This window comes from Moraxella sp. K02, assembly GCF_041154755.1.
Taxonomy (GTDB): domain Bacteria; phylum Pseudomonadota; class Gammaproteobacteria; order Pseudomonadales; family Moraxellaceae; genus Faucicola.
In genome coordinates this window covers 363,291-386,574 of the sequence record NZ_AP031590.1, presented here as the reverse complement: position 1 = coordinate 386,574, position 23,284 = coordinate 363,291, and the positions used below count along the sequence as shown (strand labels likewise).

The window sequence follows — 23,284 nt, the reverse complement described above, 5'->3', positions numbered from 1 at the left end:
ATTAAATGCTACATTATCATGTTTATTTTTTTGGCATACAAGGGGTAAACTACCATGACGACGAATTTTTTGTATCAACTTAATCAGCATTTTCCCCATAGTTACGCGATTACCCTAAGCGCTGCCAAGTTTGAATTGGGGCTATTGAGCCAAATTAGCCAAACCCTTGCAAGCCTTCATCCTGCCATTCGCCTCTTACATCAAGACACCTTAGTCAATGAGCTTGATTGGCAAGCCAATGACACACTCGCCCAAGCTGAGCAAACCAGCCCTGTGACGACGATTCGCTGGATTGTGACGCTGGAGTCAGATAGCGATATCAGCGACTTACCGCAACGGGTCAAACAAATCGCCGCCAACAATCTCTATCACGTAGATATCAATGTCATGCCTCTTGCGACATTGGTGCGCCCGCATAAACTGGCGTTGTTTGATATGGATTCAACGTTGATTGAGCAAGAAGTGATTGTGGAATTGGCAAAAAAAGCCGGGATTGGTGAACAAGTCGATACGATTACCGAATCTGCCATGCGCGGCGAAATTGATTTTACTGAAAGCTTTACTCGCCGTGTGGCTTTGCTTAAAGGGTTATCAAGTGAGGTGCTTGAAGACATTATTGCCAATCACATTACCTTTAGCCCAGGGGCAAAACGCTTGATTAGCGCACTGAAAAATCATGGTTACTATGTGGTATTGGTCTCAGGCGGCTTTAACTATTTTGCCGAATACGTAAAAAACAGCTTAGGGATGGATGAGAGTTATGCCAATGACCTAGATATCGTCGATAATCTAGTGACAGGTGAAATCACCTCAGCGATTGTAGATGGCAAGCGTAAAGCCGAAATTTTGCAAGCCGTGGCACAGCGTTTAGGCATTAAGCTGTCAGAGACTGTTGCTGTCGGTGATGGCGCTAATGACTTGCCAATGCTAGGGCTAGCCGATATCGGTATTGCCTATCGCGCCAAACCGATTGTGCGCGACCAAGCAGATTATGCGGTAACCGTCGCAGGACTCGATGGGGTGATGACTGTTTTGGGATTGGGCGATTGATAGACTCAGTCATACAACACCCATGACTAGGCGTCATAAAATTAACTCAAATAAGTGAGTCTTTTCGATCACTTGTTTTGATAACCTTACCGGTGGATAATTTTTATCGCTAAAAACCTAAATTTAAGCCTAAAAACACAAAACTGGAGCAAGCCCCAGTTTTAGATGTTTATCTATTTTACATTTCATCCAAGTTTAATTGGACTTAATTAGATTCGCTGTAGCGATTAGCTAGCTTGATGAATGCGTCCGATTTATCGACCTGACTCATCAACCAAAGACACGCCAATACGTTGGGCAACTTCTTCATAACCTTCGACCACATCACCTAGGCTTTGACGGAAACGGTCTTTATCCAGTTTTTTCTTGGTTTGTTTGTCCCAGACACGGCAACCATCTGGCGAGAACTCATCGCCCAGTACGATACGGTCTTTGAATACCCCAAATTCTAGTTTGAAATCCACCAGCATCAAACCACCGTCATCAAACATTTTTGATAACACGTCATTGACTTTGAAGGTTAAGGCTTTCATTTCATCCAGTTGTGCTTGCGTTGCCCAGCCGAGTGATACCGCTAATGAATCATTTACCATTGGGTCGCCCAGACCGTCATCTTTATAGAATAATTCAAAGGTAGGTGGCGTCAACGCTTGACCTTCTTGTAAGCCTAAGCGACGTACTAGGCTGCCTGCCGCATAGTTACGTACCACACACTCGACGGGAATCATTGTTAGGCGTTTGACCAGCACTTCTTCATCCGATAATTGCTGTTCAAAATGGGTTTCGATGCCTGCTTCGCTGAGCTTTTGCATGATAAAGGCATTAAAGCGGTTATTGACTTTGCCTTTACGCGCTAACTGTTCGATACGCTCGCCGTTGAAAGCAGAGGTATCATCACGAAATTCTAAAATCAGATAATCTGGATTGTCAGTTTCGAAGACTGATTTTGCTTTGCCTTTATAAAGTAAATCGAGTTTTTGCATGGTAATTCCCAAATGGCTGTTTAAGATTGGCTAAGATTGGCTCAGTGTAGCTAATTTATGACAGTTGCATTGATTGGCTGATACGCGGTTAGCAACACAAGCTGCCAACTATCATAGATCATAGATGCTATCAGCCACTCTTTATTTTACGGTGCTAATCGGACGCGGTAGCTCAAAACGCTTACTACCTTCTTTTGTGATTTTTAACGTATTTTCACCCGATTGCGGCACCGCATAGACTGGCGTAAAAGGTAGCGTTTGTGCATCTGCCGGTAATTGGATGGGTTCAAGTTTTTTGGTTTTGGTATAGTCCAAAGAATTGTCGCCAACTTTACGTTTAAAAGTAGTACAGCCTGTCATAGCAATGCTAGCAGAGGCAATAATCGCTAGGGCTAGCTGGACGTTGAATCGATTGCGGTTGGTGCTGCGTGTTTTTTTCATAGTAAACCTGCTTTGGCAAGTGCTTCATCCATCACTTGTTGGTGTTCTGGGGTAAGCCAAGTTAATGGTAAACGGATACCTTGCTCAATATGCCCCATTTTGTATAAGGCATATTTTGCAGGAATGGGACTTGACTCGATAAATAAATCTTGGTGTAAATGGGCTATTTTTTGGTTTAATGCTTCGGCTTGTTCAAACTCACCTTTGAGTGCCAAGCCAAAAATTTGGCTCATGATTTTTGGCGCGACATTGGCGGTCACTGAAATATTGCCTTTTGCCCCATGACGCATCAGCGTTAACGCGCTTTCATCATCTCCTGACAATACAATCATGCGACCTTTTACTGCTTCAATCAGTTTGGCACCACGCGCCACGTCACCTGTCGCATCTTTAATCGCGATGATATTTTCGATGTCCGCTAGGCGCTCGACAGTGGCTTGCTGCATATCCACGATGGTGCGCCCGGGTACGTTGTATAGCACTTGGGGAATGTCCACGGCTTCAGCAATGGCTTTATAGTGTAAGTATAGCCCTTCTTGGGTCGGTTTGTTGTAGTAGGGCACAACCAACAGCACGGCATCCGCCCCCGCTTGTTTGGCGTGCTGGGTCAGCTCAATGGCTTCAACTGTATTGTTAGCGCCTGTACCCGCGATGACGGGAATACGACCACCCACTTGCTTCATGGTAAATTCAATAACGTCCACATGCTCTTGCATGGATAAGGTTGCGGATTCACCCGTCGTACCAACCGATACCAGTACGTCCGTACCTTGCTCGATTTGCCAATCAATGAGATTTGCCAATGATTGCCAATCGACGTCACCATTGCTATGCATAGGTGTAATCAATGCGACCATAGAGCCTTGTAGTTTATCTAAAATGGGGGTCATAACAATACCTTGGACAAAACCTTAAGTAGAATATGTAACAGCTGCGATAATTTTTTGAAAATTTTTGTCTAGTGTAGCATACATTTGGGGCGAAGTTTAAGCGCTTTGATAGCAAACGCAAGTTTCTCCACCGCCATAGCCAATAAGGTTATAGACCCCACTCAACCAGATAATAAGGCAACAACTGGTTTATAGTCGCTGGCTTACGGTGGCGAATTATATGGGTTAAGTATCAGCCGTTTGAACTTGGATGGTTAGCACATCAATGGTAGGGGGACAATTAAAACGAAACGGCAACCCTGTCACGCCAATCCCAGTATTCACCCATACTTGGTAGCGTTTGCTGGGTTTGTTAGCCTCATTGAATGCTTTGGGATGATAGTCGGATTGTTTGGCTGTATCTGGTCTGCGTAACCCCGCCGCCAGTTTATTGCCTGTCAATGCTCTCACCATCAGCGGTGTCAGTATAGGTATATTGACCTGCCCACCATGGGTTTGTCCCGCAATCACCAAAGTATCGTTGTTGGCGTCACTTAAGGTTCGCGGATTGGCTTCTAACTGCTTGACATCATGGGTGGCAATCACTAATGGCTGCCCCGCTCGGCGCTGCTGTTCAATCACGCGCGGTAAATCCATTGTACTGCCATTATGAATACCTATGATGTTAATCCCGGCAATATGCAAGCCTTGCTCAGGCAATAATTGAATGCCAAAAGTTGGCAAGATGTTCATTAACTGTATATTGCTAGCAGGTTCGCTATTTTGCGCATCATCGATAACCTGCTGGGTATCGGCATCGCTAAGGACAGTATAGCAAGGCTTGTTCAGCGTTTTAAATGGGCTTAGTTGGGCATCCAAAGTTGTCGCTTGATATAACCAATCACCCAAAATAAGCACCGCATCAACATCCAAGCGATTAAGGCATTTTACCAAACGCGCTAACTGATGGGGGTTAGAAAATATACCCACATGGATATCACTCAGCACCGCAATTTTTGCAGCTTGTCGTTTGATAGGTTGTCGTTTGATAGGTTGTGACGATGGCGCAGCCAGTGAAATATCGGTCGCGGGCTGATAGGTCGCAGCTTGATAAGTCGCAGGTACAGTCAAATTAATTGAAAAGCGTGAAACGCGCAGCCGATTGGGCTCAACCCAGCTCATATAGATATACAATAGCGATAACGCGATAAGCAGCCAGTAGATGATTTGGTTGTCATACAGCATTTGCACGTTTGCCCACACCAATAACCAAACAAACCAATAGCGCGCGTAGAAACTGACCAGTTGCAGCAGGATTTGCAGATTATCTGTTCGGGCTTTGAGCTGCACGGTTTTTAGGCACGACCATAGGATTACCAAAACGGCAATGAGTGCTCCAAGATGACCTAGCCAACTGCCAATCATGCTACCACCCATATAAAGCGTTACCTAAATCTACTGAATAATCAATAATTTGCATGACAAGTACGTATAAAAAAAAGCGCCCATTATAAATGGCAATCATGGATATGACAATTTAAACTGTCATCATATCGCAAAAAATGGATGAACAGCTAGGCGAATTTTTTGTATTTAACTCATCCAAAAATGCCTGACTTTGCATTTTAGATTCTTTGTCTGTCAGTGACGGCAAAACAAAGACGAGCGCGTTTGCATACGTCGTACCCTGTTTAGCCTTAACCATGGGCTATTTGGATGGGATTGCTACTTAAACAACAAACCGTACAAAAAATCCGCCATCATTTATAAAAGCTGATATGATAGTTTTATTTTCACATAGCTTTTTAAACTTAGCCTTTTAACCATAGCTTTTAAAGATAGCCTTTTAAACAAAGCCTTTTAAATGTAGCACGGTGACCCAATTTGCTCAGCGCTTGCTTAGATTTTTTGGCTCTTTAACTCATTAATTTGAAGGACGTCAGCGTTATGACAGCAAGCGTTAATGTGTCAAACTCCCCTATCAAAGAAACTCTCCAGCCCCAAGCACAGGCTAACCATCGCCACGCGTTTGATGTGGTGATTGTCGGCAGTGGCGGTGCAGGTTTATCGTTAGCTTTATCCTTGCCAAGCCATCTATCGATTGCGGTTTTGGCAAAAGACAAGCTCACTGAAGCCAGCACTTTTTATGCCCAAGGCGGCGTGGCGGCGGTACTATCGGATGATGATTCGGTTGATGAGCATGTCGATGATACCTTGATTGCAGGGGCAGGTCTTTGTCATGAAGATGCGGTACGTTTTACGGTAGAGCATAGCCGAGAAGCGGTGGAGTTTTTGCTCAAACAAGGTGTCAAATTTACCTTGGATGAAAACGAAACCTTGCACCTGACGCGTGAAGGCGGTCATACCAAACGTCGTATCATCCATGCGGCAGATGCCACTGGGGTGGCCATTTCTACCACGTTAGCCAAACGTGTCAAACAATGCCCGAATGTCAAACTGTTTGAGTATGTTGCTGCCATTGATGTCATCACCACCCATAAACTTAGCAAACACAACTACAGTCCAATTACCGAGCCTAATCGTGCCGTGGGACTGTACGCGCTTGATTTGAACACCAATCAAGTGCTGACCTTTACCGCGCCCTTTATCGCCTTAGCCTGCGGCGGGGCATCAAAAGCGTATTTATATACATCTAACCCCGATATTGCCACGGGCGATGGTATCGCGATGGCATGGCGGGCAGGTTGCCGCGTTGCGAATTTGGAATTTAATCAGTTTCATCCTACTTGTCTCTATCATCCAGAAGCGCGTTCGTTTTTAATTACCGAAGCCATGCGCGGTGAAGGTGCCTACCTGCGCCTGCCAGCAACCAAAGAACACCCAGAAGGTGAGCGTTTTATGCTTCGCTTCGATGAACGGGGTGAGCTGGCACCGCGTGATATAGTGGCTCGCGCCATCGACTTTGAGATGAAGCGTTTGGGAATACGTCATGTTTGGTTAGATATTACGCATCAAGAACCAGCTTTTATTAAAGGTCATTTCCCTATGCTATATGAGCGGCTACTAGAGCTGGGCATTGACATGACCCAAGATAAAATCCCCGTGGTACCCGCCGCTCACTACACGTGTGGCGGGGTGATGGTCAATGAAAACGCCCAAACCGACGTGTTCAATCTATATGCCATGGGCGAAACGTCCTTTACGGGTCTGCATGGTGCCAATCGCATGGCGAGTAACTCGCTGTTAGAGTGTTTTGTGTACGGGATGAGTGCAGCGCGGCATATTGCCGCTGCATTTGCAGAAAATCGCGTTCCCCCCATTCCTACTATCCCTGATTGGGACAGCCAAGATGTAACCGACCCCGACGAAGAAGTCATCGTGCTGCAAAACTGGGATGAGCTGCGCCAAAGTATGTGGCACTACGTTGGTATTGTGCGCTCGGATAAACGCCTGCATCGCGCACTCAACCGCATTTTGTTGTTAAAACAAGAAGTAAATGATTACTACGCCAACTTCGTGGTCAGTAAAAATCTGATTGAATTGCGTAATTTGCTGCTAGTCTCTGAGCTGATTGTGCGCTCCGCGCTACGTCGCCACGAATCGCGCGGACTACATTACAATAAGGACTTTCCGCAAACTTTGCCAGTCGCGGCAGACGTGATTTTAACCCCATCTATGCCATAGTATGGGTTAAATAAAAAAGGGGATGTTTATCATCCCCTTTTTTTATAATAGTCCTAAAAGCTTTATGGTACTAAGTAATGACACTTAATAACGACATTAAATACCCAGCTGCGTTAGCACTTTTGCCAATACCTCATCAGGTGTACCATGTGCATCAATGCGTTTGACGCGCTGCGGTTGCTGCGCTGCTTGATAAGCAAATCCTTGATGTACCCGCTCAAAAAACGCTATCTGATTCTGTTCAAAACGGTCTAGTTTGCCACGATTTTTGGCACGGCTCATCCCTTCTGTGACGGGTAAATCTAGCCATATGGTCATATCTGGCATTTTTGCCACAAACTGCCTAATCAGTAATTCAATTTTGCTAAGTTCTGCCCTGTTGCCCTGTTTGCGCCCAAACCCTTGATAGGCAATGGTGGAATCGGTAAAGCGGTCGCACAGCACCCATTTACCCTGAGCAAGCGCTGGCAAAATCACTTGCGCCACATGATCGGCACGCGCCGCAAACATCAATAGCAGTTCACTGTCCTCTGTCATGGTCGTTGCAGGGTCAAGTAACATGGCGCGTAACTGCTCAGCAAACGGACTGCCGCCCGGTTCACGGGTCTGGATAAAGTCAATGCCTTGCGCGGTCAAATGCGCTGCCACATTGGCAATCAAGGTGGACTTACCCACCCCTTCGGTACCTTCAAATGAGATAAATTTTTGGCTAATGGGGGCTTTCGCAGCTGTTTGCATGGGTATCGTTTTTTACTGAGCTGATTGGCTGTTTTGGCTGGCGCGTTTTTCACGCATCACCCGCAAATAGTCTTGCACCGCTTGGTTATGGTCTTCTAAATTACTGGTAAATTTATGACCGCCATTGCCCGTTGCCACAAAATACAGCGAATCGGTTTGATTTGGGTGAAGTGCCGCTTTAATGGATGCAATACTTGGTAAGGCAATCGGGGTCGGTGGTAAGCCGTCAATTTGGTAGGTGTTGTAAGCGGTTTTTTCTTCAAGGTCAGATTTACGAATATTGCCATCGTAACGATCGCCCATGCCATAAATCACGGTGGGGTCGGTTTGTAGGCGCATATTTCTCTTCAGACGATTGACGAACACGCCTGCCACTTCACCCCGCTCACTTTCGACACTGGTTTCTTTTTCAATAATTGATGCCATAATCAGCGCTTCATACGGCGTCTTGTACGGCAAATTGGCTTGACGATTGTTCCAATTTTCCATCAACGCTGTGTGTTGACGGGTAAATAAATCCGTTAGTACTTTTTTGTCACTACTGCCTTCATTAAAATAATAGGTATCCGGTGAGAACCAACCTTCAAGGTTGCCATTCGGGTAATAATCAGCAGGGATATTAAGCCCAAGTTTATCGACGTCAACTTTGCTACCCTGGATAACTTCGTTTTTAATCCCTTTATTGTCCGTCAAATGCTGATATAAATCTTTGGCTGTTTTACCTTCAATGATTTGCACTTTAATAAAAGCAACTTTCTCACCTTGTTGTAGCATCGCTAAATAATTGGCAAAACTTGGATTTTCAGGCAGTTGATACACGCCTGAATGAAGCGGTTTATCCACCGTCATTTTGATATATAATTTGGCAAGTGGCGCGACGAACAGCTTTTTCTTTTTATCCCAGTCGTCTACCAGTGCATAGTAGGTTTGACCTTTATTGATGGTCACCATCTGCTTTGGTTGGGTGATAGTGCCATATAGGGTGTTATACCAGGCAAATAACAACCAGCCCAGCACCAATACAATAAAACCGAGCAGCCCCAGTAGACGGTATTTATTTTTTTTGTTTCTACCGGTGATGTGGTCATTGAATTCTCGCGTTGAACGATTAATCAGACAAGCATCATTGCCATTGACGTTTTTACTATGCGGGTCTTCGTCATCCTTGTCAGTGATATCCTTGTCATCGATACCGTTATCTTTGCTATGATTGTCCTGCAATTGAGAATCTGGAATATCCTCGGCGTGAGAGGCGTCACTGTGCTGAGTAGGATGATGCTCAGAACCGTCTGAGGGACTAGACAGGTTGTTATCAGATTGGTCGTTCATAGAGAAGGCTTATATTGACTCAATAAGCGAGAATTTAACAATTAATGACAAAAATAGCAATTTTTTTTAGTTACCAGCAACACGATTTAAGTTAATTTCTGCGTATAGATTGGGGTCAAATCAAGCGTTGTTGACTGCCCATTAGGTAGCATCAATGCCTGAATGGGCAAAATCCCCCGTACGGCATTGCAAAAGAACAAGCTTGTGATATTGGCTAAATCCTCGCTGGCTAAATACCGCTCTTTATGCGCCCTATTGGACTTAACAAACTTAGCCAATAACACCTGCCGCATCACCCCTTTTACCCCTGAGCGGTTGATGGGCGGTGTGTACCACACGTTTTCATGATTAAGCTGATAAAACACATTGCAAAAGGTACCTTCTACCCAATGCCCCATTACATCTTGTACCAACCCATCAATCATTTGCGCATTTTGAGTCTGGTGCTGCCACAGCTCGTGACTTGCCATCACTTTATCTTGGGCGTTTAGTAGCTTAAGCCCTACCAAGGGTTTGGGTATACAAGCAATTTGCTGCGTAAGACAGATGGCGGTAGCGGCAGGTTGGATGATGACTTGATTGGCTTGCTGTGCTAATGGCTTATCCGTGGGCATAAGCTTAATAAAAGCGTCAAATTCAGAGTTGCAAAATCCATAGCCTTTGATAGGTTGGTTTTTTCGGCAGACTATTAGCTTGAGCATACCATGATTGAGGGTTTTAGCAAAATTGGCTAATTGGCTATTAAAGTATGCGCGGATAGTGTGATTAGGGGATTCTAAATTGGCGGCGTCTAAATTGAAGGAGTCTAAATTGGCTGCGTCTAAATTGGCTGCATCTAAGTCCGCGTTGGTTAAATTGAGTTGTAACGCCTGGGCACTCTCGTCGATTCTATCTAAGTGGTAACTCAGCCAATTGATTTGTCCTGCAACCACCGCCATGGTGGTAAAGAACCCATCACCATACGCTATGACCCGTGAGTCAATATCGATAGCGGTGATTGGCGTTTGCTTGGCATACTGAACATCAGATAATGAATACCACATGGTTATTTGGCTACTTGATTAAATTGATAGTTGACTGTATGACGGTGAAAGCCGCATCAATTAGCCGCTTTTTTTAGCGGTTTTAGCGGTGACAGTGGGTTTTCTGACCACCAAATCACAATGATAATTGTCACAGCGTGCTAATTCTACCAAAATTCCGTGGTAGCTCGCATTTTTAATCGGCTGTCCTTGTACCATATGGGCAACAATGTCTGAGCCATCTTGTCCAAACCAATGTTGGGTCAGATGAAACGCTGTTTTGGCATGCCTGATGCTGATGTTTTTAACGCTGGCATTGTCATAGGCACTGGCATAATACCACTGTAACTCGATATACATAGGTGAATCAAGCAAATCAAAATACGGCTCACCGGTTTTGGCAAAACTATATTTAGTTGCCACATTGCTTCGGTAGTCCAAACTTTGCTTATCAATGGTGATGGGTTGACCTAACAATAACGTCATGGCTTCGGTATCGTGGATACTGACTTTGTTTGCCAGCATTTGTTGCTGCCATTCATTGACGGGATAAACCACAGGCGTTGGCTGCGAGGTAGGGCTGATAGACGGATTGGCGGCTGTGGTCGATGCGATAGTGCTAGCGGTCACACTGGCATTGCGTTGTGAGGCGATTTGTTTGACCTTATCACAGCCAGTTAAGGTGAATGCTAAGATAACGCAACCCCAGCCAAGATTGTTTGACCAACTGGGTTTATTTTGGTTAGCGCCTTTTTGGGTAGTGCCTTTTTGGGCAGCGCATTTTTTGGTAGTCCCTTTTTGGGTAGTGCCTATCGGATGTTCTAAGCGGTTTTGACGCGATAAAAAAAGCGGTTTGCGGGCAATTAGCTTCATTGTGTATTGTATAACGGGTTGGTGTGAATAGCGCATTGTAACAAGGCATTGATAGCAGTTAACAGTACGCTTTTGTTGTTATTTTTAGCCAAATCGATGAAATGCTACGCTTTACACCCACCCAATCGAAACCTAGCCAATCAAAACCCAGCATTGATATAGCAGCCACAGTTATTGTAAAGTGAGGGGAATTGGTAATTTTACTTATCTTATTATAGGTTTTCCCATGTCATCAATTCCTGATTCAAACGTCCGTTATCATTGCATGGTAATCGGCAATCCGATTGCCCATAGCAAATCGCCTAATTTGCACCAAGCGTTTGCCCAACAAACGGGTATCACTTTGTCTTACCAACGCCAATATTGTCCCAACGATGTCGACAGCTTTACCGCCGTCATCGAAGCATTTTTTGCAGGTGGTGGCACAGGGGCAAATGTAACCGTACCTTTTAAAGAGATGGCATTTGCGCTTTGTCAGCAGCGAGGTCAGCTATCTGAATACGCGCGCTTGGCGGGTGCAGTCAATACCCTTGCCATCAAAGCGGGCAAACTGTATGGCGACAATACCGATGGTCGCGGTTTGGTGGCGGATTTATTGTCGCAAGGCGTCAGGTTAAAAGACGCAAACGTTGCTATTTTGGGGGCAGGTGGGGCGACTCGTGGCGCGATTTTGCCGTTACTAGATGCGCAAGTAAAATCGCTGCATATTGCCAATCGCACAGTAGAAAAAGCAGAGAATTTAACCCGATTATTTGATACCGATAAGCTCACCTTTTCAAGTTTGACGGATTTGCCCAACGATATTGAGGTGATTATCAATGCAACGTCGATAGGTCTAAGCGGTGACACCTTGCCGTTTGCCCAGGATATGACTGTCGATTTTGCCTATGACATGATGTATGGTAAACCCTCGGCGTTTTTGGACTTTTTTAAGGCGAAAAATACCAAAACCTCGGATGGCTTGGGAATGCTGGTCAATCAAGGGGCATTAAGTTTTGCGCTTTGGACGGGTAAACAAGTGGATTTGACGGATTTTCACCTTTAGCTGTTTTATAAAAAAGCAGTCAGCACTCGCCTACGCTTTAGATAAACGCTTTAGATAAAATAGACAAAACCAAAATTTGACCAAGAGAGCGCAAGAACACCCAATAAAAAAAGCCAGTGACAAAACTGGCTTTTTTAGTCATGCTAATTTAGCGATTCGCCTTGCCTAATTGCGCCAAAATATCACTGATTTCTTTATTGGCTTGGCTTTCGGTTTGGGTGTCGCCATTTGGCGTCAAGTTATCAAATAACTGTGGCAAAAGCTCCGCCATACTTTGACGGACTTCGCTTTGCTCGACACCAGTTTGTGCCGCAACTTGCGCCAACTCATCATTATCAAATAGCTGATTGATATCATTGGCATCCAATGGTTGGTTTGATTGGTCCGCACTCATCCAAGAGTTGGCTTGATGCCCAAATCCCATATTTTGGATTTTATTAAAAGCACCTGATAGACCGCCATTACGCTGAATAAACATTAACGCAATTGGCAACAAAGCTGCCATTAACATACCCTTACCACCAAAGCTACTTTGGCTTTGTGGAAATTGGTTCATACCCACGTTATTGCCCATGCCACCGCTTAGGCCACCGCCCAAGCCACCCCCTAACACACTACCCAACACTTGTCCTAGCACGCCACCTTGTGACATACCTTGATTTTGGTTCATTGCCATACCGATGATATCATCCAACCCAAAACCATTTGACTGCATTTGTGGTTGCTGTGCCCCGCCGCCTAAAACATTACCAAAAATATTCCCTAGGCCGCCCATATCCGCTTGGCTTTGACCGCCCATTCTGCTTTGGCCCATTTTGCTTTGAATGGCACTTTGCGCCACTTGTGTTACTAGACTTGTTAATAAACCCATGGTCGTTCCCTTTTATCTTTTTTAATAATTGTCGTATATCACCAATGATAACGCGCTGACGCACGCCCATTGCCAACTGCACTTAAGCTCAAGCTAAAATGCGCACTCGCCTCAACACTTGGTTGATTTAATTGTAGCAATATTGACTATAACTTATACACCATTTTTGTTATCGCCCTACTGTGTTCGCTAGCACCTTAAATTGCCGCCATGTATCGCGATCCACTTGGTCTTGCCAAATGGTTACACTGATTTTAGCTGGCGCTGATTCTATCAAGCCAAATGTTAAAATCACCAAGCACCCCATATCAGAGATGCCCAGCAAATTTGCCTGCCACACCGCTTGCTTACGATGTCTAGGTACTTTGATAACCCCACGTACCCACTGGATTTGCCAAGTTAAAAAATCAAAGTTGTCACAGGGTAAGGTTTGATTGTTAGTTTGCGGTTTGGCGTGTAACGATGAAATAGCCAATAAGTGACAACTAGAGACTTGCCCTAACCAAAGACTGGCTATAGCGACCATACCTAGCAAAAGTTTGTAGGTAAGCGCCAAAGGTACGAGTGCCAAAATGCCAACAACCACCCATAAAAAAGCCCCCCAAAGCAGTTTTTTATCCACACTGGGTTTGAGCGTGGCATCAATGTCAATAAATGCGGTGTTATGACGCGATAAGTAGCGCTCGTTCATCTAAATCAATTAAGAAGAAGCTTTTAATGATTTGAGCTTGGCTATCAAATCAGCAAATTCTGGCTTGGTCGGCTGATTGTGTAAAAACCAATCCAGCAAATCAGGATCTTCTTCTTTCACCAATTCTGCAAAAATTTGCTGCTCTCGTGAGTCGGCTTTTAGATAGTGCGCTCTCACATACGGGTCAAAATAATAATCGAGTTCTTTTAGACCGCGTCTGGCACGATAGATGACTTTGCGCTGCTCTAATGTAGGTTCTGGCTGATTGTCACTCATGATAAATCCTTGTCGTTGCGCGTTAAATTCATGTATTTTTTTACCTGTTATTAAGCTTTTGCCTGTTGCGTCGCTTGCCACATCGCAAGCCCTGCTTTAGTCGCTGCTACATTATGGGTGCGCAAGATACACGCCCCTTGCTGCACAGCAAATAGCCCTGCAACCATACTAGCAACATCTCTATCGGTAGGGTCATGGGGTAGATTGGCTGACTTGAGGACTTCACCAACAAAGCGTTTACGGGATAATGCCACCATGACAGGTAAGTTAAACGTATGCAACCGATAAAATTCATTCAGCCATGCCAGATTTTGCTGGGCGTTTTTGGCAAAGCCAAACCCTGGGTCAATGATAAGATTGTCACGTCTGACCCCACCCTCCATAACCTCATCAATGCGCTGCTGTAACTCGCTAATAACATCGGTATATAAATCTTGATAATTATCTAGCTGATTCATGGTCGTTGGCTCACCGCGCATGTGCATGAGCATGACAGGGATATCGAGTTTGGCAGCGGTAGCAATGGCATCGGGGCGCGTCAAGGCTCGTACATCATTCCAAATTTTGGCGCCGACTTGACTGGCGAGTGTCATCACGGTCGGGCTACTGGTATCGACCGACACCCACACTTGCTCACCAAAGTTACGATTAATCGCTTCAACCACTTTGATGACGCGGTCAACTTCTTCTTGCTCACTCACAGGGCTGGCATTTGGGCGAGTAGATTCACCACCCACATCGATAATCGTCGCCCCGTCTTTGATCATCTGCTCGGTATGACGCAAGCCTTGGTCAATATGATTATATCGACCACCATCAGAAAATGAATCTGGGGTGACATTTAAAATACCCATGATATGGGGATTAGATAAATCGAGCGTTTGATTATGATAATGAATGGCAAAGTTGGGAATGGGCTGTAACTGCATGATGTCCACAATGATTGCTAAAATTTTTTACTATTTTAAGTGAAAAACAAAAAAACCGCTATCAAGTTGGTAGCGGTTTTTGGGTAGCTCATATTATGGATAATTTACATTGCAGGTAACGGCGGTGGCGTTAAGCCCGACCCACTTGACGGTGGATTGCTTGGTTTATCAAAATTTACTCTAACAGGCTCTTGATAAACTTTAGGCTCGCGTGGTGGGATACCCGCCATAATGTCTTGCAATTGGTCACGATCGATAGTTTCCCATTTCATTAACGCATCGACCATGGCATGCATTTTATCCGCATTACCTTCAATTAATGCACGTGCGATATCATACTGCGCTTCTAGGATACGACGAACTTCATCGTCCACTTTCTGCTGGGTCGCTTCTGAGATAGTACGAGATGATGCCCCAAAATAACCTTGGTTTTCATCTTCTTCATATACCATCACACCCATGGCATCTGACATACCGTATTTGGTAACCATCGCACGTGCCATTTTAGTAGCACGTTCAAAGTCATTTGACGCGCCAGTCGATTGCTGATTGATAAAGACTTCTTCAGCGATACGACCACCAAATAAAATTGCAATATCATTTAGCATTTTTGACTTATAAACGCTGGTCTGATCATGCTCTGGCAATTGCCAAGTGACACCCAACGCCCAGCCACGCGGCATAATAGTGACCTTGTGGACAGGATCGGTACCCGGTAGCATTTCAGCCACTAAGGCATGCCCTGCTTCATGATAAGCCGTTGCACGACGCTCTTCTTCACGCAGTACCATCGATTTACGTTCTGGACCCATATAAAGCTTATCTTTGGCTTCTTCAAAGTCATTCATATCGACTGACGCTTTGTTGTTACGTGCAGCAAATAGCGCCGCCTCGTTCACCAAATTCGCTAATTGCGCACCACTGAAACCTGGCGTACCACGCGCCAATGAACGAATGTCCACGCCAATTGTTGACGGCAATTTTTTCATATGTACACGAAGAATTTGCTCACGGCCTTTGATATCAGGCAAACCAACTTGCACTTGACGATCGAAACGACCTGGGCGTAACAATGCTTTATCGAGTACATCGACGCGGTTGGTTGCAGCAATCACGATTACCCCATCATTGCCTTCAAAACCATCCATCTCAACCAATAACTGGTTTAAAGTTTGTTCACGTTCGTCATGACCACCGCCCATGCCTGCGCCGCGATGACGACCGACAGCATCAATCTCATCAATAAAGATAATACAAGGGGCATTTTTCTTGGCTTGTTCAAACATATCACGAACACGGCTTGCACCGACACCCACAAACATCTCAACAAAGTCAGAACCTGAAATTGAGAAGAATGGTACTTTGGCTTCACCTGCAATCGCTTTAGCAAGCAAGGTTTTACCAGTACCGGGCGGGCCTACCATCAACACACCACGTGGAATAGTCGCGCCAAGTTTGGTAAATTTCTCTGGGTCACGTAAGAAGTCAACAATTTCTGTCACTTCTTGCTTGGCTTCATCACACCCTGCCACATCTGCAAATGTCACTTTGATTTGGTCTTCGGATAGCATTTTGGCTTTAGATTTACCAAAACTCATCGGACCCATGCCGCGACCACCACCTGCACCACCACCGCTCATATTACGCATGATGAACAAGAACAAACCAATAATCAATAGCACTGGGAAGCTTGCAATCAGTAATTGCATCATTACGCCTTGACGTTCAGGGGTGGCGCCTTGAACTTCAACATTATGCTTGATAAGCTTTGGCATTAGCTCAGTGTCAGTGACGGCAGGACGCACTGTCTCAAAAGTTGAGCCATTTTTCTTTTCGCCAGAAATTTGCTCACCGTCAATTTTGACACTTTTGACCTGGTCAGTTGCCACCGCAGTGACAAATTGGGAGTAATTGAGCTTATCAGGTTCATTGCGGGTATCAAAATTGCTAAAGACTAGCACTAATACCCCTATCACAACTAACCACAATAAGGTATTTTTTACCATGTCGCTCACGTTGTTTTTCATCCTTCGCGTTAGGGGGTTGATTAAAAAGTGGGGTTAAATCAAAATGTTTACCAAAGATAGGTAGATGTTTCACCAAAAATAGACGTTACATTAATCTTTCAATATAGCATGATATATGGATTTACCTTAACATTATCAAGCGAATTCTCTGTTATTTTCTAGTAAAAACATATTACCAATTTTTATCCAGCCAACTTCACCGATAGACTGAAGCAAATTACCTTATTTGGTGGCAATCCAATACATTTCTTTTGAGCGTGCGCGTGACGCTGCAGGCTTAATACTACGCACTTTACTAAAACGCTGCTGCATATTTTTTCGTAAGGCGTCAGAGCCTTCGCCCTGGAATACCTTAATCACTAAGGTGCCACCTTCAGGGAGCACTTGCTCAGCAAAGTCCATGGCAAGCTCACACAAATAAATCATGCGTGGCTGATCGACTGCAGAAAACCCCGAGGTATTGGGCGCCATGTCAGATAGCACCACTTCCACTTTTTTATCAGCGACTTCTGCCATAATGTTGTCAAAGACTTCTTGCTCACGAAAATCACCTTGGATAAAGGTCACATTCTCTAACGTATCCATCGGCAAGATGTCTGAGGCGATGAGTTTGCCGGTATCACCGACTAGTTTGCCAGCAACTTGCGACCAGCTGCCTGGGGCAGAACCCAAGTCGACCACCGTCATGCCTTTTTTAATCAGCTGCAGTTTTTCGTTGATTTCTAGTAATTTGTAAGCCGCTCTTGCCCGATAGCCATCGCGCTGGGCAAGTTTGACATAGTGGTCGTCAATGTGCTCTTTCATCCACGCACGGCTACTTTTGGACAATTTTTTGTTGGTAATACGCGTTGCCATAATTCTCTACAAACTACCCTTTATAGTTTAAAAATTCTTCACTTGGGATTTGGCTAAAAAACCCAAAGCCATCCTAGAATGACCATCGGTAAATTTTGACAATCTCAAGGGTTAAGGCTGTTATTTTAGCATATTTCACCCAGTTAGCTTGTGTTAACTCATGGATTGGCTATTGATTTTTCTTAATCCAGTGATTTTTGTAGATTGATAAGTCATGAGAGCGTTTTGCCTATGTGTTTTTGCCTATGTATTGCCCATAATTTATTAGGCAAAATGATTAATATGGTATAATGCTAGCTAATTTTTTTATAGGTCAATTGACAGTTATGGCAAATTCAAGCTTATCAAATGCTGATATCAAACATTTAAAAGGCATCGGTCACCAGCTGAACCCGGTGGTAATGATTGGGGGTCAAGGCGTTACCCCAACCGTTATTGAAGAAATTGGGCGCGCACTGAACGATCATGAGCTGATTAAAGTAAAAATCCCAGCCGGTAGCAAAGCAGATCGTGACGCTGTGGCAAATGCGATTGCTGAAGCCACTGATGCGATTTTGGTCACCAGTATCGGTCGTATGGTGTTATTAGTACGTCACAATCCAGAAGCCAATCCTAAGTTATCAAACTTGGCACGTTTTGGCTAAGGCTACAATGGACGCTTTACAGGGTATGACATTCGCACTGACGAGCACGGTTGAACCACTCACCGTATCGGCAACACTGGACTACCAGCTCTCAGTACATGTGGTCGCTGATAGTAAATTTTTAACTATCTTATTTGATGCTGCCCATCCCAAGATTGATGATAGTCAAACCGCTCTACAAGCTGGTCTATGGGCAAATTTTCCGACATTTAGCCGATTGGCACTTGAACATGTGATGCGCCAAGATTATTTATGGCAAGCAGATTGTTTTGAGTGTTTTATTGCCAAAGATAACCAAGTGGATAGCTCGTATCTTGAGGTCAATTTGGCGACCAGTGGTGAATTTAATCTTTATTATTTTGACAGCTATCGGACACCCAATGCATTACCACCTCGGCGCTTGCCTATCACAGCGCTGACTTATGGCGAAGATATCAATTTTTTTAGCCAAGCCGTTACACAAGATAGCGAGCTTCCGCTTGTTTTTTGGTGTTCTGCAAGTCCAATGCTCCTTACCCATGTAAGATCGGTAGAGCAGCAACATGCGTTTAGCGTTGGTACTTTTCGTGTCGGTATGACATTTGCTAAATCAGCATTGGACAAGTTAGTGGGTGCAAATGGTAATTATGCGCTAAATCCAACGCGTGTGATTCAGCAAACGTCTGACAGTGGCTTAGCAAAAAACTTAGCTCCAACCGTCGATGAAATGAGTTATTGGGCTATACAGCATGCACATCCAACGGACTTTCATAACAAGGCACACTGGATAAACACCTAAATTATGATGGTTTTAAACCGTTTTAAACCATAGCACAGCGAAAAATAAAAAACTGGCTTATAAGCCAGTTTTTTTACATACCGATATCGAGATATTGTTACGATTAACGCGCTGGCGCCATTGCTAAGTAAGTTTGCGGATTGACGGCTTGACCATTTTGGCGTACTTCATAATGTAAGTGGGCGCCTGTTGAACGACCCGTGTTGCCTACCGCAGCGATTTGCTGGTTTGCATACACCGTATCGCCAACGTTAACATAGTTTGCAGAGGTATGTGCGTAACGCGTGACAGTACCGTTGCCATGATCTACTTCAACATAACGACCATACCCTGTACCCCAACCTGAGAAAGTCACCACACCATTACCTGTGGCATAAATAGGGGTGCCGATGGGAGCAGCAAAGTCCATGCCTTTATGAAACTGTGATTTACCAGTGACAGGGTGGATACGATAGCCGAAACCTGAACTCATGCGCGCAGATGAAACAATCGGACGTACGGTCAACATGCCATTACCTGCATAGCTGCCCATGGCAGGCATGTTGATAATGGTGGTTGGCTGAGTCGATAGCTTTTGTGCTAAACTTGCGAGGCGGTCTTCTTTTTGCTGGGTTTGCTGGCTTAGATTTTTGATAGCGGCATTGACGGCGTCTGAAGGCAGATAATAATCTTCACCATCGTCTTCACGAACAATAACTTGACTGGTTTTACCGGCATTGGTAATCGATAGAATTTGAGCTTGTGCAACACTCATTGTGGTTAAAGCAACAACTGGCAATGCGATTAGAGCTAACTTCATCTTTTATCCTTTGTTAAACCTTATGCTATTAAACCCTGTGCCAATGTCATTTGAACGCATTGGCAAGATTTAATTCACTATAATTTGGTCTTAAAATCACCTACACTAAGACCTAACACTAAGACTAAATCAAAATTTTTGTCGCTTAACTACCCACCACACTGCGCATTGACTATGAAAAAACCAACCAACCATCTTGCTTCTCGCACTGAGCGTCTTGCCAACTATCAATTACCGTTTCAAAAAAAACTGCAGCAATTACAGCAGTTGACGGACGATGTTCGCAGCGCTTGGCAAAACGTGTTGCCTCAAGAAGTCTTAGCAAGCTTACAAGTGATTGCTTGTGAATCGTTTATACTTGTGGTTAGTACAAATAGTCATACCCTTGCCAATCACCTCAATTACAACCAGCAGCACCTACTGTCAACCCTGCAAGCGTTCGATAACAATTTTCATCAATTTAATCAGTTACGTTTTCGCGTGGTGATTGTCAAAGCTAGTTATGACTCGCAAATGCCAAATTTACAGTGTAATCACAATGTTAGCAATGTAAAGAAGTGTGAGCTAAGCGAATCTACGAAGCGAAATATAACACAGCTATGTGACCTTGTCACGGACAACGAGCCACTTAGAGCGGCGTTACAAAAACTGATAAAAGACTAAAATAACCAAGTTACAATGTAACTTTATGTAAATTATGTTGCTGATATCGCAAGATTTATCAATAGATTAATGGCTTATGCAAGTGAAAGTAAAAATATAGGGAGAAATTTACAATCAGCCTCGTAGATAAAGATATCTTTTTTTTTATTTTTACTGCGCTTATAGTAACCAATGGCTAAAAAAAAGATATCCAAAAATGAAATATTAAAGTTGGTTGGTTACGTTTATTTAGTGTAATAAAATGATAACTTCTTGATAAAAAAATGTTACTAATCAAGCCATCTGTAAAATTTTTTCATTAGTAAAAATACACAATAAAATTAATACAGTTAAATAAATCTAGTTAACATTGTTATACTTTGTTACAACTTTATAGTTATTTTCATCACTAAATAAGGCTCGTAACAATTTATTATTGAGCGCATGCCCTGACTTATACGCATAAAACTCGCCCAAAATCTGGTGCCCGGCAAGGTATAAGTCACCAATCGCATCTAGTACTTTATGGCGCACAAATTCATCGTCAAAACGTAACCCTTCAGGATTAAGCACGCCGCTATCATCTAAAACAATGGCATTCTGCATACTCCCCCCTAGCCCTAAGTTATTGCTTTTTAGGTACTCAATATCTTTTAAAAAGCCGAATGTGCGCGCTTTGGCAATATGCTCGATAAAATTGCCTTCATTAAAATCCAATTTAAACTTTTGATGTGAGGCATTAAACGCAGGGTGATTAAAGTCAATTTGGAAATCTAACACAAATCCATCGTAGGGACGAAATCCTGCGACTTTATCCTCCACGCGAACCTCAATCGGTTGCAACACCTGAATATAGCGTTTGGCAGAGGTTTGCTCGGCAATACCCGCTTGTTGCAATACTTGCACAAATTCGATGGCACTACCATCCATAATTGGGATTTCAGGCGCTGACACTTCGATTTGTAAATTATCAATTTGAAGCGCAGCGATTGCACTCATCAAATGCTCGACTGTCCCAATGCGCTGACCTAGCGCATTGGTGAGATTTGAGGACATCATGGTATCGGTTACCGCATGATAGATAGCGGGTATGGGCTGTGCATTTGCCACATCACTACGTAAAAACTGAATCCCATAGTCAATGGGTGCAGGAGAAAAGCGCAGGTGTACAGGGTTACCGCTATGTAAGCCGATGCCTTCAAGATTGATGGGTTGTTGAATAGTACGCTGCTGCATAATGCCCCCTAGTAGATTGCAATCATCCTTAGCCAAAGCTAGGTTGATATAATTTGTTACATTTGGTTATTCTACCATTGTCCCTTGCTACATCATAGTGATGCTTGATTGATTTTATCGACCCTTATGATTGACTACAGTGATAAAAAAACCCCACAACGATTAAGCTGTGAGGCTGTTAAAAGTCATACGGTATCTTAGCGATTTTGCTGGCGACGTAGATAGTCTTGAATACTGTTGCCTGTGCGCTGTGGCTGCGATGATTGCGGTGCTGGCGCAGGCTCGATAGTTTGCTGTACAGGTGGCTGAGGTGTAGGGATGGATTGTGGTATATCACGGCGTGCCGCATACGCAGGTTCATGCGTGCCTGCTTCCACTTTGTGGGTGCTAGAGGCATCTGAGACAAAATCTCTAGCTGGGTGCTTTGGGGTATTATCTAGGGTAAGACCCGTTGCCACCACTGTCACTTGGATTTCATCGCCCATGTCTTCATCAAATACCACGCCGTAGAAGATGTTGGCTTCGTCAATATCCACCAAGCTATGCACTTTTTGGGTGATGCGCTCTTGCTCTTCAAAATTGAAATCTGAACTTGCCACTACGTTGACCAATAGACCTTTGGCATTTTTGAGCAATAAGTTGTCAAGTAATGGGCTTTTGATGGCTTTTTCAGCAGCGATCTCAGCGCGGTCTTCCCCACTGCCTTTACCGATACCCATCATCGCATGACCCCTTGAGGTCATTGCCGTGCGAATATCGTTAAAGTCGATGTTAATAAAACCATCTTTTGAAATCATATTAGAGATACCTTGCACCGCTTGAAGTAAGACTTCATCGGCTTTTTTGAAGGCATCTTTCATAGAGATTTTGCCATACACCGTCATCAATTTATCGTTAGGGATAGTGATAATGGAGTCGACAAAGTTAGAAAGCTGCTCAATACCTTCTTTAGCCACTTTATTACGTCTGCCACCTTCAAAGGTAAACGGCATGGTCACTACGGCAACGGTCAAGACGCCCAGCTCTTTGGCAAGTCTGGCAATGACTGGCGCAGCGCCTGTACCTGTACCACCGCCCATACCCGCGGTAATAAATACCATGTCAGAATTTTCTAACAATTGGCGAATTTGTTCTTCATCGCTCTCAGCTGCTTCACGCCCTACTTCTGGGTTGGCACCTGCGCCCAAGCCGCGGTTGTTATTTTTGATACCGAGCTGGATTTTATTGGGCGCTGACAGGCGGTCAAGCGCTTGTCTATCGGTATTGGCACAGACAAAGGTAATCCCTTTTACACCATTTTGTACCATGGTTTCAACGGCATTTCCACCGCCACCACCGACACCGATAACGGTTAAACGGGCTGAATCGGCAAATGTATCAGTGTGATCTTGTACAATACTAAACTTCGCTTCCATAATTGAAAATCTCCGTATGCTGTCAAGTAGGCTTGAGTAGCATAAATAGCAAACATATTAAATTAAATATCAATTAAATCATTACACAATTAGTGGATTTTAGAGTTAATCATAACATGAGCACTC

The 23,284-nt window shown here is 44.1% G+C and carries 23 protein-coding genes; 6 read left to right on the top strand and 17 right to left on the bottom strand.

Annotation, left to right across the window (positions count from 1 at the left end):
* Positions 1-54 precede the first annotated feature (54 nt).
* Positions 55-1,050 (top strand): phosphoserine phosphatase SerB, encoded by a 996-nt coding sequence (gene serB / locus ACAM39_RS01765; protein WP_369628011.1) that lies wholly within the window; start codon positions 55-57, stop codon positions 1,048-1,050.
* A 254-nt stretch (positions 1,051-1,304) separates the two neighbouring features.
* On the opposite strand, the gene purC is transcribed toward serB, so the two are convergent.
* From purC to ACAM39_RS01745, 4 genes are all read right to left on the bottom strand, one after another.
* Positions 1,305-2,033: a phosphoribosylaminoimidazolesuccinocarboxamide synthase gene (purC, locus tag ACAM39_RS01760; RefSeq protein ID WP_050325481.1), complete on the bottom strand. Its 729-nt coding sequence runs from the start codon at positions 2,031-2,033 to the stop codon at positions 1,305-1,307.
* A 141-nt stretch (positions 2,034-2,174) separates the two neighbouring features.
* Positions 2,175-2,474, bottom strand: coding sequence for a hypothetical protein (locus tag ACAM39_RS01755; RefSeq protein ID WP_369628010.1), 300 nt, complete (start codon positions 2,472-2,474; stop codon positions 2,175-2,177).
* A complete protein-coding gene (gene dapA, locus ACAM39_RS01750) occupies positions 2,471-3,364 on the bottom strand; it encodes a 4-hydroxy-tetrahydrodipicolinate synthase (protein ID WP_369628009.1) in 894 nt (297 codons plus the stop codon). Before dapA ends, ACAM39_RS01755 begins: the two co-directional genes overlap by 4 nt.
* A gap of 225 nt (positions 3,365-3,589) precedes the next feature.
* Complete coding sequence (locus ACAM39_RS01745; RefSeq protein ID WP_369628008.1) at positions 3,590-4,780, bottom strand: metallophosphoesterase; 1,191 nt, start codon at positions 4,778-4,780, stop codon at positions 3,590-3,592.
* A gap of 510 nt (positions 4,781-5,290) precedes the next feature.
* Here ACAM39_RS01745 and nadB point away from each other — a divergent pair.
* A complete protein-coding gene (nadB, locus tag ACAM39_RS01740) occupies positions 5,291-6,988 on the top strand; it encodes an L-aspartate oxidase (RefSeq protein WP_369628007.1) in 1,698 nt (565 codons plus the stop codon).
* A 96-nt stretch (positions 6,989-7,084) separates the two neighbouring features.
* Here the strand turns inward: nadB and tmk are convergent, their stop codons facing one another.
* The 4 genes from tmk to ACAM39_RS01720 form a co-directional block, all read right to left on the bottom strand.
* Positions 7,085-7,726: a dTMP kinase gene (gene tmk / locus ACAM39_RS01735; RefSeq protein WP_369628006.1), complete on the bottom strand. Its 642-nt coding sequence runs from the start codon at positions 7,724-7,726 to the stop codon at positions 7,085-7,087.
* A 12-nt stretch (positions 7,727-7,738) separates the two neighbouring features.
* Positions 7,739-9,055 carry an endolytic transglycosylase MltG gene (mltG, locus tag ACAM39_RS01730; protein WP_369628005.1) on the bottom strand — a complete coding sequence of 439 codons (1,317 nt, stop codon included), beginning with the start codon at positions 9,053-9,055 and terminating at the stop codon, positions 7,739-7,741.
* An 86-nt stretch (positions 9,056-9,141) separates the two neighbouring features.
* Positions 9,142-10,098 carry an aminotransferase class IV gene (locus tag ACAM39_RS01725; RefSeq protein ID WP_369628004.1) on the bottom strand — a complete coding sequence of 319 codons (957 nt, stop codon included), beginning with the start codon at positions 10,096-10,098 and terminating at the stop codon, positions 9,142-9,144.
* Positions 10,099-10,158: 60 nt separating this feature from the next.
* A complete protein-coding gene (locus ACAM39_RS01720; protein WP_369628003.1) occupies positions 10,159-10,950 on the bottom strand; it encodes a hypothetical protein in 792 nt (263 codons plus the stop codon).
* A gap of 226 nt (positions 10,951-11,176) precedes the next feature.
* Here ACAM39_RS01720 and aroE point away from each other — a divergent pair, with 226 nt between their 5' ends.
* Entirely contained in the window at positions 11,177-11,995 is an 819-nt protein-coding gene (aroE, locus tag ACAM39_RS01715; RefSeq protein ID WP_369628002.1) for a shikimate dehydrogenase, read from the top strand.
* A 148-nt stretch (positions 11,996-12,143) separates the two neighbouring features.
* Here aroE and ACAM39_RS01710 read toward each other — a convergent pair whose 3' ends face one another.
* The 6 genes from ACAM39_RS01710 to rlmE all read right to left on the bottom strand — a co-directional run bounded on the left by ACAM39_RS01710 (position 12,144) and on the right by rlmE (position 17,644).
* Entirely contained in the window at positions 12,144-12,866 is a 723-nt protein-coding gene (locus tag ACAM39_RS01710; protein WP_369628001.1) for a YidB family protein, read from the bottom strand.
* 169 nt (positions 12,867-13,035) lie between these two features.
* The gene (locus ACAM39_RS01705) at positions 13,036-13,557 is read right to left on the bottom strand and encodes a hypothetical protein (protein ID WP_369628000.1); all 522 of its coding nucleotides are present in this window, start codon (positions 13,555-13,557) and stop codon (positions 13,036-13,038) included.
* A 9-nt stretch (positions 13,558-13,566) separates the two neighbouring features.
* The gene (locus ACAM39_RS01700) at positions 13,567-13,833 is read right to left on the bottom strand and encodes an FAD assembly factor SdhE (RefSeq protein ID WP_369627999.1); all 267 of its coding nucleotides are present in this window, start codon (positions 13,831-13,833) and stop codon (positions 13,567-13,569) included.
* Positions 13,834-13,883: 50 nt separating this feature from the next.
* Positions 13,884-14,762 carry a dihydropteroate synthase gene (folP, locus tag ACAM39_RS01695; protein ID WP_369627998.1) on the bottom strand — a complete coding sequence of 293 codons (879 nt, stop codon included), beginning with the start codon at positions 14,760-14,762 and terminating at the stop codon, positions 13,884-13,886.
* A gap of 104 nt (positions 14,763-14,866) precedes the next feature.
* Positions 14,867-16,768 carry an ATP-dependent zinc metalloprotease FtsH gene (gene ftsH, locus ACAM39_RS01690; RefSeq protein ID WP_040403605.1) on the bottom strand — a complete coding sequence of 634 codons (1,902 nt, stop codon included), beginning with the start codon at positions 16,766-16,768 and terminating at the stop codon, positions 14,867-14,869.
* 243 nt (positions 16,769-17,011) lie between these two features.
* On the bottom strand, positions 17,012-17,644 hold the full coding sequence (gene rlmE, locus ACAM39_RS01685) for a 23S rRNA (uridine(2552)-2'-O)-methyltransferase RlmE (protein WP_135888532.1): 633 nt from the start codon (positions 17,642-17,644) through the stop codon (positions 17,012-17,014).
* Positions 17,645-17,970: 326 nt separating this feature from the next.
* On the opposite strand from rlmE, the gene ACAM39_RS01680 reads away from it, so the two are divergent.
* Positions 17,971-18,288: a YhbY family RNA-binding protein gene (locus ACAM39_RS01680; protein WP_369627997.1), complete on the top strand. Its 318-nt coding sequence runs from the start codon at positions 17,971-17,973 to the stop codon at positions 18,286-18,288.
* 7 nt (positions 18,289-18,295) lie between these two features.
* The gene (locus ACAM39_RS01675) at positions 18,296-19,066 is read left to right on the top strand and encodes a DOMON domain-containing protein (protein WP_369627996.1); all 771 of its coding nucleotides are present in this window, start codon (positions 18,296-18,298) and stop codon (positions 19,064-19,066) included.
* 103 nt (positions 19,067-19,169) lie between these two features.
* Here the strand turns inward: ACAM39_RS01675 and ACAM39_RS01670 are convergent, their stop codons facing one another.
* Positions 19,170-19,865: a M23 family metallopeptidase gene (locus ACAM39_RS01670; RefSeq protein ID WP_369627995.1), complete on the bottom strand. Its 696-nt coding sequence runs from the start codon at positions 19,863-19,865 to the stop codon at positions 19,170-19,172.
* A 174-nt stretch (positions 19,866-20,039) separates the two neighbouring features.
* Between ACAM39_RS01670 and ACAM39_RS01665 the strand changes: the two genes are divergently transcribed.
* Positions 20,040-20,528, top strand: a complete 489-nt coding sequence (locus tag ACAM39_RS01665) for a DciA family protein (protein WP_369627994.1) — start codon at positions 20,040-20,042, stop codon at positions 20,526-20,528.
* Between the two features lie 339 nt (positions 20,529-20,867).
* Here the strand turns inward: ACAM39_RS01665 and lpxC are convergent, their stop codons facing one another.
* Both lpxC and ftsZ read right to left on the bottom strand, forming a co-directional pair.
* The gene (gene lpxC, locus ACAM39_RS01660; RefSeq protein ID WP_369627993.1) at positions 20,868-21,743 is read right to left on the bottom strand and encodes a UDP-3-O-acyl-N-acetylglucosamine deacetylase; all 876 of its coding nucleotides are present in this window, start codon (positions 21,741-21,743) and stop codon (positions 20,868-20,870) included.
* Positions 21,744-21,940: 197 nt separating this feature from the next.
* The gene (gene ftsZ, locus ACAM39_RS01655) at positions 21,941-23,158 is read right to left on the bottom strand and encodes a cell division protein FtsZ (protein WP_369627992.1); all 1,218 of its coding nucleotides are present in this window, start codon (positions 23,156-23,158) and stop codon (positions 21,941-21,943) included.
* Between the last annotated feature and the right edge of the window lie 126 nt (positions 23,159-23,284).